The 12,716-nt window shown below is 65.9% G+C and carries 12 protein-coding genes; 4 read left to right on the forward strand and 8 right to left on the reverse strand.

The annotated features are described in order from the left end of the window. Positions 1-148: 148 nt before the first annotated feature. Complete coding sequence (locus C380_RS13245; protein ID WP_015014364.1) at positions 149-1,096, reverse strand: LysR family transcriptional regulator; 948 nt, start codon at positions 1,094-1,096, stop codon at positions 149-151. Between the two features lie 146 nt (positions 1,097-1,242). Between C380_RS13245 and C380_RS13250 the strand changes: the two genes are divergently transcribed. After that, positions 1,243-1,887, forward strand: a complete 645-nt coding sequence (locus C380_RS13250) for an FMN-dependent NADH-azoreductase (protein ID WP_015014365.1) — start codon at positions 1,243-1,245, stop codon at positions 1,885-1,887. Between the two features lie 190 nt (positions 1,888-2,077). On the opposite strand, the gene C380_RS13255 is transcribed toward C380_RS13250, so the two are convergent. The 4 genes from C380_RS13255 to C380_RS13270 all read right to left on the reverse strand — a co-directional run bounded on the left by C380_RS13255 (position 2,078) and on the right by C380_RS13270 (position 7,405). Next, entirely contained in the window at positions 2,078-4,384 is a 2,307-nt protein-coding gene (locus C380_RS13255) for a bifunctional diguanylate cyclase/phosphodiesterase (RefSeq protein WP_015014366.1), read from the reverse strand. A gap of 377 nt (positions 4,385-4,761) precedes the next feature. Beyond that, positions 4,762-5,565 carry a MetQ/NlpA family ABC transporter substrate-binding protein gene (locus C380_RS13260; RefSeq protein WP_015014367.1) on the reverse strand — a complete coding sequence of 268 codons (804 nt, stop codon included), beginning with the start codon at positions 5,563-5,565 and terminating at the stop codon, positions 4,762-4,764. A 118-nt stretch (positions 5,566-5,683) separates the two neighbouring features. Beyond that, entirely contained in the window at positions 5,684-6,772 is a 1,089-nt protein-coding gene (locus tag C380_RS13265; RefSeq protein WP_015014368.1) for a DUF6817 domain-containing protein, read from the reverse strand. A gap of 324 nt (positions 6,773-7,096) precedes the next feature. Beyond that, on the reverse strand, positions 7,097-7,405 hold the full coding sequence (locus C380_RS13270; protein ID WP_015014369.1) for a hypothetical protein: 309 nt from the start codon (positions 7,403-7,405) through the stop codon (positions 7,097-7,099). A gap of 281 nt (positions 7,406-7,686) precedes the next feature. On the opposite strand from C380_RS13270, the gene C380_RS13275 reads away from it, so the two are divergent. The 3 genes from C380_RS13275 to C380_RS13285 all read left to right on the forward strand — a co-directional run bounded on the left by C380_RS13275 (position 7,687) and on the right by C380_RS13285 (position 9,754). Beyond that, positions 7,687-7,980: a hypothetical protein gene (locus C380_RS13275; RefSeq protein WP_015014370.1), complete on the forward strand. Its 294-nt coding sequence runs from the start codon at positions 7,687-7,689 to the stop codon at positions 7,978-7,980. 241 nt (positions 7,981-8,221) lie between these two features. Next, positions 8,222-8,626 (forward strand): hypothetical protein, encoded by a 405-nt coding sequence (locus tag C380_RS13280; protein ID WP_015014371.1) that lies wholly within the window; start codon positions 8,222-8,224, stop codon positions 8,624-8,626. Positions 8,627-8,671: 45 nt separating this feature from the next. Next, positions 8,672-9,754: a DUF72 domain-containing protein gene (locus C380_RS13285; protein ID WP_015014372.1), complete on the forward strand. Its 1,083-nt coding sequence runs from the start codon at positions 8,672-8,674 to the stop codon at positions 9,752-9,754. Positions 9,755-9,787: 33 nt separating this feature from the next. Here the strand turns inward: C380_RS13285 and C380_RS13290 are convergent, their stop codons facing one another. The 3 genes from C380_RS13290 to C380_RS13300 all read right to left on the reverse strand — a co-directional run bounded on the left by C380_RS13290 (position 9,788) and on the right by C380_RS13300 (position 12,652). Continuing rightward, positions 9,788-10,813, reverse strand: a complete 1,026-nt coding sequence (locus C380_RS13290) for a diguanylate cyclase domain-containing protein (protein ID WP_015014373.1) — start codon at positions 10,811-10,813, stop codon at positions 9,788-9,790. A 226-nt stretch (positions 10,814-11,039) separates the two neighbouring features. Then, on the reverse strand, positions 11,040-11,645 hold the full coding sequence (locus C380_RS13295) for a methylated-DNA--[protein]-cysteine S-methyltransferase (protein WP_015014374.1): 606 nt from the start codon (positions 11,643-11,645) through the stop codon (positions 11,040-11,042). A 101-nt stretch (positions 11,646-11,746) separates the two neighbouring features. Further along, positions 11,747-12,652 carry an SDR family oxidoreductase gene (locus C380_RS13300; protein ID WP_015014375.1) on the reverse strand — a complete coding sequence of 302 codons (906 nt, stop codon included), beginning with the start codon at positions 12,650-12,652 and terminating at the stop codon, positions 11,747-11,749. Positions 12,653-12,716 lie beyond the last annotated feature (64 nt).

Here is a 12,716-nt window from a genome sequence, read left to right on the forward strand (position 1 = left end):
AAGTCCCCGGGCCGCCGCGTGTGCCGACCACACGGACGGGCGCAGCCCGCACAGTTGCAATTCGTTGCATTGTGGCGCCAAAAAGCGTTCTGCCCACCGAACCCGTGCACAGGCGCAGGCTTTGCGCCCAGTGCGTCAGAACCTGGCCTCAGATATTGGCGCCGTCGAGCCCTTGCAGGGCCTGCCGCGTGCTCAGGCTGCTGCGGCCGGGCATGGCCTCACCCAGGTAGTCCAGAAAGCGCCGCACGGCGGGCGACAGCCCCCGGCGCGACGGAAACACGGCGTGCACGATGGCGGGCGCGGGCGCCCAGTCGGGCAGCACCCGCACCAGCTTGCGCTCGCGCATTTCTTCCTGGCACATGTAGTCGGGCATCCAGCACACCCCCGTGCCGGCCACCGCCGCGTATTTGAGCGTGAGCAGGTCGTCCGCCACATAGCGCGGCGTGTGCTGCACCTGCTGGTGCACGCCGCCGGGGCCGATCAGGTTCCAGGTGGAGCGTCCGTCGGGCGCCGACATGGCGATGCTGTCGAGCTTGGCCAGGTCGTCCAGCGTTTGGGGGGTGCCCTGGCGGATCAGAAGCTCGGGGCTGGCCACCAGGATCTGTGTGGTGTGGTCCAGTCGCTTGACGACCATGCTGCCGCTGTCGTCCACCGAGGGGCGCACGCGCAGCGCTACGTCGATGCCCTCCTCCACCAGGTTCACCGCACGGTTGCTCACCAGCATGTCGATGCGCACCTCGGGGTACTGGGCCAGAAACCGGGGCATCAGCTCGGCCACCACGGTCTGCGCCAGTGTCACCGGGCAGCTCACGCGGATGGTTCCGCGCGGCGTGGTCTGCACCTGGGCCACCGTGTCGGCCGCCGCCTGGGCCGACTCGCGCATGGCCTGGCAGTGGCGCAAATAGGCTTCGCCCACTTCGGTCAGCGAGAGCTTGCGGGTGGTGCGCTGTAGCAGGCGCACGCCCAGCTGCGTTTCCAGGTCGGACACCCGGCGTGACAGGCGCGACTTGGGGATGCCGAGCGCGCGGCCCGCAGCGGCAAAGCCACCGCGCTCCACCACTTCGGCGAAATACAGCATGTCGTTGAGGTCTTGCATGGACAGGTCCGTAACACTTCAATCGTTCTATGGATAGAACAATCTATCGCAAGTTCACTACCTTATCAACAAATCGATCCATCTCCACAATTCATTCCATGGCCACACGCTGTGGCTCCGATCCACAGAACCCAAGGAGTTCCCTCATGCAACTGCTTCACGTTGACTCTGCCATCACCGGTGATCAATCCGTGTCCCGCCAACTGACCGCCCGCACCGTGGCCGCCTGGCAAGCCGCCCACCCTGGCACCACCGTGCAATACCTGGACTTGGCCCAACAGGCCCCTTCGCACCTGTCGGCCCAATCGCTCGGTTTCCGCACCGGCCAGGCCGCTGCGACCGAGGTGGAACGCAATGAAAACGCCCTGTCCGAAGCGCTGGTGAGCCAGTTCCTGGCCTCCGACGTGATCGTGATTGGCGCGCCGCTGTACAACTTCTCCATCCCCAGCCAGCTCAAGGCCTGGATCGACCGCCTGGCGCAAGCCGGCCGCACCTTCAAGTACACCGACAAGGGCCCCGTGGGCCTGGCTGGTGGCAAGACGGTGATCGTGGCTTCCACCCGTGGCGGCGTGTACTCCACCAGCGAAGGTGGCCAGGCCATGGAGCACCAGGAGAGCTACCTGAAGGTGGTGTTCGGTTTCTTCGGCATCACCGATGTGCGTTTTGTGCGCGCCGAAGGCGTGGCCATGGGCCCGGACGCCAAGGCGGCCGCACTGGCCTCGGCCAACGTGGAGATTTCCACGCACACCAGCGTGGCCGCCAACCAGGGCCGCGTCTCGCAGGCCGCCTAAACGCATCAACAGCAACGACGGCGCGCAAGGCGCAAGCCCTGCAACCCCCCTAGAACCCGGCCCCGTGCCGGGTTTTGGCTTTTATCCAGCCAAAACGGCCGGATGCGCTAGTGGAAAATGCCTGGGCAGCTATCATTTTTGATATGCCGCGCACGGGCAATGCCGCCCCTACGCCGCACCGTGCCAGCAGTCACTGCGCTGCGTGTGACGCCTGCCGCTGCAACCATTGCTCAGCCAGCTGCCGGGGCGGCAGGGCCGGGGCAAACAGCCAGCCTTGAAAGCGCTCGCAGCCCATGCGGATCAAAAACTGCAGCTGCTCCTCGGTCTCCACGCCCTCGGCCACCACCTCCAGGCCCAGCGTGCGGGCCAGCGCGTTGACGGTGGCACAGATCTCGCGGTCGTTCACGTCCACCACGATGTCGCGCACAAACACCTTGTCGATCTTCAGCTCGCTCACCGGCAGGCGCTTGAGCTTGATGAGCGACGAGTGGCCGGTGCCAAAGTCGTCAATCGACAGCGCAAACCCCGCGTTCTTCAGCTCCAGCGCGATGGCGTACAGCGACTCGTCCAGCAGCTGCGACTCCGTGATCTCCAGCACCAGGCTGGCGGGCGTGACCCCGGCACGCTGAGTCACACCCAGCAGGGTCTGGGTGAAGCCCGGCTCGCGCAGCTGGATGGTGGAGACGTTGACCGACACCACGGGCACCTGCCAGCCCTCGGCACGCCACTGCGCCATCTGGTGGCAGGCGGTCTCGAACACCCACAGCCCGATGGGCACGATGAGCCCGCTCTCCTCGGCCAGCGGGATGAACTCGTCGGGCGGCACCGCCTTGTCGTCCACCGACCAGCGCAGCAGCGCCTCGGCGCCCACGGTCTGGCGCTGCTGGTTAAGCTGGGGCTGGTAGACCAGCGCGAACTCGCCCGCCTGCAGCGCGTTGTGCAGGCGCCGGCGCAGCTCCAGCCGTCCGCGCGTGATCTGCGTGAACTCCTCGATGTAGAAGCGGTACGAGCCGCGCCCCGCACTTTTGGTGGCATGCAGCGCCGAATGCGCGTGGCGCACCAGCTCCACGCTGTTGGCGGAGTCGTCCGGGTACAGGCTGATGCCCAGGCTGGCGCCCATGTACTGCGCGCCCACCTCCGACAGCTCCCACGGCTGCGCCAGGCCTTCCACCAGCGAGGCCGCCAGCTGCGCCAGCTCGGTGCGCGACGCGGGGCGCAGCAGCATCACCGTGAACTGGTCATTGGCCAGCCGCGACACCAGGCCCTGCCCCGCCAGCAGCTGGGTGATGCGCTGAGCCACCTCGCTGAGCAACGCATCGCCCACGCGGTGGCCGTAGGTTTCGTTCACGCTCTTGAAGTGGTCCAGGTCGATCAGCAGCAGCGCCACGCGGCGGTTGGTGCTGTGCGTGTCGCGTGCCGCCTCGGCCACGGCGCGCTCCAGCGCGTCTTCAAAGTAGCGGCGGTTGGGCAGGCCGGTGAGCGCGTCAAAGTGCGCCACGCGGTACAGCTGCTCCTCGTTGCGCAGCACGGCGGCCTCGGCCGTGCGCAGGCGGTTGAGCAGGCTCACCACAATGGTCTGCCGCAGCGCGGCCAGCAGCAGCACCAGCAGACAGCACACCAGGATCAGTGCCTGCATGCCCGCCCGCCCATCGGGCGCCACAAACAGCAGCACCAGGGTGACGGCCGCCAGCGTCATGGACAGCAGCGGAACGTAGTTCATGGCCTGGTCGCACTGGCGGCGGTAGGCCGCATCTGCCGACATGGCAAACCGCAGCCAGCGTGCGCCCCAGCCCAGCACCAGTGCCGACACGCTGAAACTGGCGTTGAACCAGATGCCCGGCTGCACCGTGCCGCTGATGACCATGAGGTTCCACTGCATCCAGCTCAGCCCATAGCCCAGCAAGCCCAGCAGCACCAGCACGTGAGAACGCTCGATGCGCACCCCCACCGTAGGAATGGCCAGCGCCGTGACGCCCGCTGCCGCCAGAAACCCCGCCGGGTACAGCACCAGCACAGTGCCCACGGCCAGCGAGTCCACCCCGCCCGACGGCAAATAGATCACCAGCGTGAACGCCAGCAGCGCCAGCACCGTGCCACCAAAGTCCAGCGCCGCCGGGTAGGCCCGGTCGCGCGACAGGCGTGCAAACGTGGCGCGGATGACAGTGGCCGCCCACAGCGGCCCACCCGCCAGAAACAGCAGGTCGGCGGGCGCAGGGAAAGGGTTCCAGTCCAGCGCCACCTGCACGTTCCACACCATCTGCCCCAACGCCACCAGCACAGCAAAGCTCAGCAGGCCGGTGTGCAGCGCGCGGTCGGTGGGCGGCGCCTGCCGCCAGCCGCGCCAGGCCCAGAAGGCAGACAGCCAGAAAGCCAGCGTCCAGGAGGTGTTGTCCAGAAACAGCCGCGCACCCGGAGAAGGCACCCACAACGACGCCAGGAACGACAGCGTGGTCGCACTCAACCAGACCGCTGTGAGGATTCGTTCCGCGAAGGACATGGGTCAGTGCTGGGATGGAGGGGGTGTGCTGGGCGCAGTTGCTACAGAACGTTAACCCTCCCATTGTGGCTGCAAGTTCGACCCACCTTTTCCCCCTGCGGTTTGCCAGGGCACTGACACAGAAAAAAGCTATCAAAAAAATAGCACCCAGCGCCCATGGGATGGGCGCTGGGTGCCAAACGGCTTGAATTTTTTTGTTAAGCCCCCGACGCTGCGGCGCCGCAACACCGCCGCCTGATCGAGAGCGTCGGAGGGCTGCAGCCCATGGCCGGGGCGTACCTGCTCAACCCGGTACTGCCCTGCTCGCGCAAGGAGAGAGAACCTCCACCGCTGCTGGCCGTTGCCGGCCCGGCGCCATGGAGCGATCCATCGCGGCTTTAGAAGCCTGGCAGCACCGAACCCTTGAACTCGGTCTGGATGAACTTCTTGATCTCTTCAGAGTGGTAGGCCTTCACCAGCTTGGCCACCCAGGGCTTGTCCTTGTCGGCTTCGCGCACGGCGATCAGGTTGACGTAGGGGCTCTTGGCGTTTTCTTGTGCAATCGCGTCCTTGCCGGGGTTCAGGCCTGCCGACAGCGCAAAGTTGGTGTTGATGGCCGAGGCGTCCAGGTCGTCCAGCGAACGGGGCAGCTGGGCGGCGTCGAGTTCGACGAACTTGAGCTTCTTGGGGTTGCTCACCACGTCCAGCGGAGTGGCCTTGAGGCCCGCGCCATCACGCAGCTTGATCAGGCCCTTGTCCTGGAGCACCAGCAGCACGCGGCCGCCGTTGGTGGGGTCGTTGGGAATGCCGAACTTGGCGCCTTCCTTCAGGTCTTCGAGCTTCTTGACCTTCTTGGAATACAGGCCGATGGGGAAGTTGACGGTGTAGCCCACCGACACCAGCTTGTAGCCACGGTCGGCCACTTGCGCATCGAGGTACGGCTTGTGCTGGTAGCTGTTGGCGTCCAGATCGCCGGCAGCCAGCGCGGCGTTGGGCTGCACGTAGTCGCTGAACTCGACGATCTGGATCTTGAGGCCGTCCTTCTCGGCAACCTTTTTCACCTGCTCAAAAATCTGCGCGTGGGGACCGCCGGTCACGCCCACCTTGATGGGCTTGTCCTGGGCCATGGCGCCTGACGAGAAAGTGGCTGCGGCAGCCAGGGCCAGAGCGGATTGCAGGAGAAGGCGCTTGTTGTTGTTCACGGGAAAACCTTTCGTTGAGAGATGGCTCGCATCCTAGGGTTTCCCCGATAAAACAGGAACAACTAAGTTTTCATTTCATTACAACCCAATCGCATAACAAGCACTCAACGCTCCTTCTTCAGCCCCGCAGTGCTACGTTGTTCAGCTTGTCCAGCCGCTCGGGCCAGGTGCCGTCCACCGTCGCGCCCTGCAGCAAGATGCGCGTCCAGGCCACCCAGGCGTCCCACTGCACGCGCTTGTCCCACGCATTGCCCCAGGCGCTGAACAGGTGCAGCGCGCTCTCGGCGGCGGCCTTGGCGTCTTCATTGCGGCCCGCAGACAGATACAGCTGCGCCAGCACCATCTGCGGCTCGCCCACCCAGGGGTTGTGGCGCACGGCGCTTTCCAGCACGCCGGTGGCCACGTCCAGGTCCACCAGCGGCTGGTCTTGCTGGATGACCGACCAGTACAGCGACGTGGCCGCCGCCTCGTTGGCGGCCGACAGGTGCTGCGTGCAATGCGCAAACACGGGCGGCATGGGCAGCACATCCTTCAGGCCCGGGTGCTGCAGCGCCTTGGCCAGCCCGTTGATCTGGTGCACCATGCGCCCCGACGGCCGCATGGGCCCGGGCCAGAGCGATGCAGCCCAATGCGCCTTCTGGTGGCGGTGCTGCACGTCCGGAAAGCGCGAAAAGATGTCGTCCTGCCAGCTGAACCACTGCTCGATGGTGTCGGCCATGCTCACGATGATGAAGGCCGCCACCTCGTAGGGCGTGAGCACGTGGTCCTGCCCGTCCTTTTGCAGCACCAGGCTGCCATCGGCCTCCAGCGCATGGGCCAGCACCTTTTGCACAAACTGCGTGCGGGACTGGGTGCAAAACAGGTAGACCAGGTGCTCGGCCGACTCGCCCGCAATCTCGCGCACCCGTGCGCGCTCCTTGGCGGGGTCAAACTTCACCAGGTCCACAAACGCATTGCCATACACGCTGTGCAGCAGGCCCAGCAGGCGCACATCGCGCGGCTGCTGCCACACCGTCAGCGTGCGCGTCACGCCCACCAGGTGGTGGCGGAAGGTGCCCGCCTTGTGCCAGTCCTGCCCCACATTGCGTGCCAGCACCGTGGGCAGCACGGGCGCCAGCTCGGGGTCGCGGGTCAGCCACTCGTCGTCCAGCAGCGGCAGTGCGCGGGCAAACAGGTCAGGGTCCAGGGGGTGAAGCGGCAGGGTCATGGGGTGGTGTCTCCGGCGTTGAAGGTGCAGGGAATGCAATGTACACACAGTATCTGCCCCCACGGCGGTTGCGCAAGCACGGGGGCGACCCGGCCCTTACAACCCGCACGCGCCTGCACGGCGGCTCGGTCAGCCCGATTGCGTTCTGCGGGCCTTCAGGCTCAGAGGCTGAGAGTCTTTTTAGCCGGGCCCGCCTGGCGCGCCCATACGCCTCGGATCTAGGCGCAAAGCACAGCCATAGCTCAGGCTATGGCGAGCATTGGTAACGACGAACCGGGGCGTATGGGCGTGCCAAGCGGGCGTGGACAAAGGACTCTCAGCCTCTCAGACCAGCCGCACCTCAAAGTACGCACCCTCGCCTTCCCCCAAGTCCCGGAACCCGGCCTGCCGGGCCGCCACGCTGGCCTTGCCCCAGGCCTTGAGCAGGGTGAGATCACCCGGGGACACCACCTCGGGCGGCGACTCCTCCAGGCTCTGCATGGTGTCCAGCGCGGCCGCCACCTGTTTGGGGCCGCCCAACTGCTTTTCCAGGGCTCTGGCGTACCGGGTTTCGGCGGCTATGCGCTCCTTGGCTGGAAGCTCCTCGGGGTAGTCGCGGAGGTTGACGACGTAAGTGGATTCGATGACTTGCATGGCGCTGCTTCTCCTGTGGTTTGATACTGTATGAATATACAGTTTTTTCCAGAAAAATTCGAGCGCTGAAAGATTCCCCGCAGAGCGCGGGAGAAAGGAAAGATTGTTCTCAATACTGGAACAGTTAGTTTGCGACTGAGTGGTTTTTCTCTGAACACCATCGGCGTACAGTTCATCCCATCGATGAGCCGAACCCGCAAGGCGACTCACCGAACCCGGTTCAGGAATGGTTTTTGACCCGGCTTTTTTGAGACGCTTTTTAACTTTCAAGGATTTTCATCATGAACAAGACCGCCCGTTTCCTCTCCGTCGCCGCTGTTGCCGCTTTCGCCGCTTTTGGTGCCCATGCTGACGAAGCCGATGGCTCGCAATTTGCCCTGAAGTTCGACACGAACCGCACCCGCGCTGAAGTGGCTGCCGAGGCTGTCACCGAAGCCCGTACCCACAGCATGGAACCCGCTGGCTCCCGTGTGGTGACCTACAAGTCCACCGCTGACCGCGCAGCTGTGCGTGCCCAGGCTGCTGAAGCTGTGCGCACCGGCCAGATCCCTTCGGGCGAATTCAGCGCCATGTAATTTGGCAGACCAACTGCTTGAGTTGGATTGAAGCAGTTGCGGGACTTCCCTTGGTGGTGGCACTTCGCGCGGTGCGGGTGCTGCTGCCATGGGGAGTGTTAACTGAACCGCAGGGGCGGGCAGGCAAAAAGGGCTCCTTTTGGGAGCCCTTTTTGTTGGTGGACTGCATGGGCTTACGGGCAGCCACACGCTGGGCACCGCCAGCCCTTCATAGAATGAAGGACTGTTCACACGCCGTTCCATGTCCCTTCCCCCCTTCCCCATCCGCACCGAATGCCCTCCCGGCACCTGCGTGTGCGACCGGGATGCGCTACTCCAGACGCCAGGCAGCGATGTGCGCATCCTGATGCTCACGCGCAGCGAAGAAAAGAAGATGCTGGAGCGGCTGGAGAACCTGGGCAGCTTGGCCGACCTGCGCAGGATGCAGGAGCGCATGGAGCAACAACTGGGCATTCGCCTGTCCATCACCCAAAGCCCGAACGAGGTGCGCAGCCTGCGGGGCATTGCGATCCTGGTGCATGAACAGCCGGGCCTGTGCCGCAAGACGCGGCAGGCCATTCCGGCAGCCATCAAGAAGAGCATGGACGCCCAACCCCAGATCGCGTTTGACCTGCTGGACGAGAGCGGGCTGTTTGGCGGCGCGTAGCGCCTTGGCCCCCTCGCTCTGCTCTTCGCCGGCCCACCCCAGCGCATGCAAGACGATCTTTTTGGCGACACACTGCCCAAGCCGCCGCCGGCAGAAGCTGCAGCCTCGGCACCCGCTTCGCCCATCGTGCCAGGCACCGATGCCCCCACACGGCGCTCCCGGTCTGGCACCGTGGTGCCCATCGCTCCGGACGGTGCACTGACGACCCTCGCCGCCGCCCTGCCGCCCCGGTTGCGCCTGGGCACATCGTCATGGACCTACCCCGGCTGGCAAGGCCTGGTGTGGGAGGGCGAGCATTCCGACACGCAGTTGTCCAAACAAGGGCTGGCCGTGTACGCCCAGCACCCGCTGATGCGCACGGTGAGCATCGACCGCAGCCTCTACCGCCCGCTCACGGTGAGCCAGTACGAACGCTACGCATCGCAGGTGCCCGACGATTTCCGGTTTGTGGTGAAGGCGCCCAGCGTGGTGACAGACGCCCTGGTGCGCAGCGAAGACGGACGGGGCCGCCAGCCCAACCTGGCGTTCTTGAGCCCCGAGCTGGCGCGCAGCGAGTGTGTGGAGCCCGCGTTGCAGGGCCTGGGCCACAAGCTGGGCGCGCTGGTGTTCCAGCTCAGCCCGCTGCCGCTGGCGCAGCTGGACCGCATGCCCGCCTTGCTGGATCGTCTGCGTGCCATGCTGCAGGCCCTGCCCCCGTTGGCCCCCCTGGCGCCTGACGGCGTGATTGCCGTGGAGGTGCGCGACCCCGAGTGGCTGACGCCGGACTTTGCGGCCATGCTGCGCGAAGCGGGCGCCACCTATTGCCTGGGGCTGCATGCCAAGATGCCGCCGCTGCAGGACCAGTTGCCCATGTTGCGTGCGCTGTGGCCCGGCCCGCTGGTGTGTCGCTGGAACCTGAACCCCGTGCACGGCCCCTACGGCTATGAAGAGGCTGAGCGGCTGTACGAGCCCTACGACCGCCTGCACCACCCGGCACCGGAAACCCGGGCAGCGCTGGCTGCCGTCATCGCGGGCACCACGGGTCGGGGGCAGAACGCCTTCGTGACCATCAGCAACCACGCAGAGGGCTGCGCGCCGCTCACGGTGCGGGGGGTAGCGGAAGAGGTCGCAAAGCTGGCGGCCCGATAAAGGCGACGGCGCTCCGGCAGGCCCCGTTCGGCTCTAGGGCTCCGGCGCCTGCTCGATGCGGTTGCGCCCGCCTTGCTTGGCGCGGTACATCGCGCGGTCCGCGCGCCGCACCAGTTCTTCGGCCAGTTGCTCGCGCTCGGGCGCCATGGTGGCCACACCAAAGCTCACCGTCACGATGCCGTGGGGGGCGCCCTCGTGCGGTAGGGCCAGGGCCTGGATGGCCTGCTGGATGTGCTGGGCCACCTCCAGCGCGGCCGGGGCATCGGCACCTGGCAACAACACCACAAACTCCTCGCCGCCAAACCGCGCCACCACGTCGCCGTCGCGGCGGCCCCCGGTCTGCGCCAGCGTCAGGGCCAGGGACTTCAGGCAGGCATCGCCCGCAAGATGGCCGTAGTGGTCGTTGAAGTGCTTGAACACGTCCACGTCCAGCATGATCAGCGACACCGGGGCATGGGCCCGCTGGGCGCGCGCCCATTCATGGGCCAGGGCCTGGTCAAAGTGGCGGCGGTTGGCAATGCCCGTCAGGCCGTCGGTATTGCTGAGAAGTTGCAGCTGGTTGTTGGCCTGGGCCAGCGCCTGCGTGCGCTCGTCCACCAGGGCCTGCAGTTCCTGGTTGCGCTGCTGCAGGCGGCTGGCGGGGTACACCTCACCGTCGCGCGCGAGGCCGTAGGGGATGGAGATGCTGCTGTGCGCAATCTTCCAGTCGCCGCCCTCCTGCCGGAAGACAAGCACCAAACGGGCGGTCTCACTGGCAAACAGCGGATCAGGGTTGGGCAGGTGGATGTGAAAAAACGCCGTCACGGCCAACACGTCTGCCCCCAACTCCTGGGGGAAGATGTCTCGCATCTCGATGCCGATATGCCCGGGCACCTGCGCAAAGTCGAGCCGCGTGATGTCTACCCACTCGCTGCGGGACTTGATGAGCTTGTCGCTGCTGCCCGCAAAGCCGCTGAAGTTGTCGCTGAAGCGGTCCACCAACCGGGCATCGCGCGACGCATACATGGCGATGTACTCGTCAAACAGCATGCGGGCCAGTCGTTGGCGTTCGGGTGACATGGGCAACTTTCTCCTGAAGGCCGGGAGCGGAGGGATGGGTGGGTCAAGGCGTAGCCACGGCAGCCCTGGACGCAATGCCTTGCTGCACAGAGCGCGAGGCGCCTCGCTACTGCACAAAAAACAGGCGCTTCAACAAATGTAGCACTCCGTAACACACTTGTGCAGCCAGCCGCGCCGACCCTCGTCGCGACAGATCACTGCCGCATGGCGGGGCAAGTCTGCTGGGCTAGTCCGCGTTGCCAAACAGCGAACGCGTACCGCCCAGGCAGGCCCCTTCGATCTGCAGCATGCGCATCTTGGTCAGCGCACCGCCCCCGGCCGAGAAGCCGCCGGGCTTGTCGCCTGCTGCCAGCACCCGGTGGCAGGGCACGACGGGCGCAAACGGGTTCAGGCCCAGCGCCTGCCCCACGGCGCGCGACAGGCCCTTGCTGCCCAGTTGCTCTGCCACCTCGCCATACGTGCGCGTCTGGCCCGGCGGAATGGCCCGTGCAATGGCGTACACCTGCTGGTGAAACGCCGACACGCCGGACATGTCCAGCGGCACCTCCCGCAGGTCCAGCGCCTCCCCGGCCAGCAAGCCCTGGATGCCTGCGATGGCATGGCGCACCACGGCTGGCGGAACGGCCGGCGGTAATACCTGCGGATAGTTGCCCTGCCGCAGCCCGCGCAGCAGGCGCGCCTGGGTGGCCGGTGCATCGGCCTCGGGCAATTGCACTGCCGCAATACCACCGGGCCCCCAGGCAATGCCGCAGGGGCCGAGCGCCGTGTCGAACAGAGCGTGGCCCCATGCGGCCTCGTGGGCATCAGCGTTCAGCGGTGCATCCGGGGACATATGCTATGCATTTAATAGCTGCTGGCGCATATTGCACTAGCGCATGCAGCTATTTTTATTCAAACACCTGTCGCCAGGCGTCTGTGGGCGCGTTGCGCTGGTCAGTCCGCCCGCAGCGCTGCGCGCAGCTGCGCGCCCAGCTCGGGCTTGGCGGCAAACGGGTCGGTGGGGTTGCGGCCCATCATCACGTCTTCCATGCGCGTCTGCACCGAGGCCAGGGCCTTGGGGTGGCTGTAGATGTAGAACTGGCCCTGCGCTGCCGCGTCGAACACCTTTTGCGCCACCTCGGCCGCCGTCACCTTGCCGCTGCCCACAGCCTTGTCGCTCATGGCCTGGCCGATGAGCTGGCTCTTGGTGGGCTTTTCGGCGGGCAGGTCGCCGGGGCGGTTGCGGTGGCTCTGGTTGATGCCGGTGGGCACAAAGAAGGGGCACAGCACGCTGGCGCCGATCTGGTCGGTGACCAGCGACAGGTCTTGGTACAGCGTCTCCGACAGGGCCACCACCGCGTGTTTGCTCACGTTGTAGATGCCCATGTTGGGCGCTGCCAGCAGACCCGCCATGCTGGCCGTGTTGATGATATGGCCGCGCCAGGCCGGGTCGGCCTTGGCGGCTGCCAGCATCATGGGTGTGAACAGGCGCACGCCGTGCACAACGCCCATCAGGTTCACGCCCAGCACCCACTCCCAGTCCTTGACCGAGTTCTCCCACACCAGGCCGCCCGCGCCCACGCCCGCGTTGTTGAACACCAGGTGCGGTGCGCCAAAGCGCTTCTGCACATCGGCGGCCAGTTGCTCCATCTGGGCGGCGTTCGACACGTCCACCTTGCGCGCCAGCACCTGAGCGCCTGCGGCCTGCATCTCGGCCGTCGCGGCGTCTAGAGCATCCTGCTGCACATCCACCAGCACCAGGTTCATGCCCAGGCGGGCGCCAATGCGCGCGCATTCCAGGCCAAAACCCGAGCCTGCGCCGGTGAGGACGGCGGTTTTGCCGGCAAAGTTGTCGATCATGTTGTGTGTCTCCTAGGGGTTATCGATGGATGATGGGGTGCGGTCGTGAAACACGGGACGGCTC

The sequence above is a fragment of the Acidovorax sp. KKS102 genome (assembly GCF_000302535.1).
In the GTDB taxonomy this organism is placed as follows: Bacteria; Pseudomonadota; Gammaproteobacteria; order Burkholderiales; family Burkholderiaceae_C; genus Acidovorax.

Bases quoted from the DNA above. Each gene is read 5' to 3' on its own strand.
- C380_RS13295 (WP_015014374.1), bottom strand. From the start codon at position 11,645: ATGTCCCCGGATGCACCGCTGAACGCTGATGCCCACGAGGCCGCATGG.
- C380_RS13290 (WP_015014373.1), bottom strand. From the start codon at position 10,813: ATGTCACCCGAACGCCAACGACTGGCCCGCATGCTGTTTGACGAGTAC.
- C380_RS13285 (WP_015014372.1), top strand. From the start codon at position 8,672: ATGCAAGACGATCTTTTTGGCGACACACTGCCCAAGCCGCCGCCGGCA.
- C380_RS13275 (WP_015014370.1), top strand. From the start codon at position 7,687: ATGAACAAGACCGCCCGTTTCCTCTCCGTCGCCGCTGTTGCCGCTTTC.
- C380_RS13270 (WP_015014369.1), bottom strand. From the start codon at position 7,405: ATGCAAGTCATCGAATCCACTTACGTCGTCAACCTCCGCGACTACCCC.
- C380_RS13265 (WP_015014368.1), bottom strand. From the start codon at position 6,772: ATGACCCTGCCGCTTCACCCCCTGGACCCTGACCTGTTTGCCCGCGCA.
- C380_RS13250 (WP_015014365.1), top strand. From the start codon at position 1,243: ATGCAACTGCTTCACGTTGACTCTGCCATCACCGGTGATCAATCCGTG.
- C380_RS13245 (WP_015014364.1), bottom strand. From the start codon at position 1,096: ATGCAAGACCTCAACGACATGCTGTATTTCGCCGAAGTGGTGGAGCGC.
- C380_RS13280 (WP_015014371.1), top strand. From the start codon at position 8,222: ATGTCCCTTCCCCCCTTCCCCATCCGCACCGAATGCCCTCCCGGCACC.
- C380_RS13300 (WP_015014375.1), bottom strand. From the start codon at position 12,652: ATGATCGACAACTTTGCCGGCAAAACCGCCGTCCTCACCGGCGCAGGC.
- C380_RS13255 (WP_015014366.1), bottom strand. From the start codon at position 4,384: ATGTCCTTCGCGGAACGAATCCTCACAGCGGTCTGGTTGAGTGCGACC.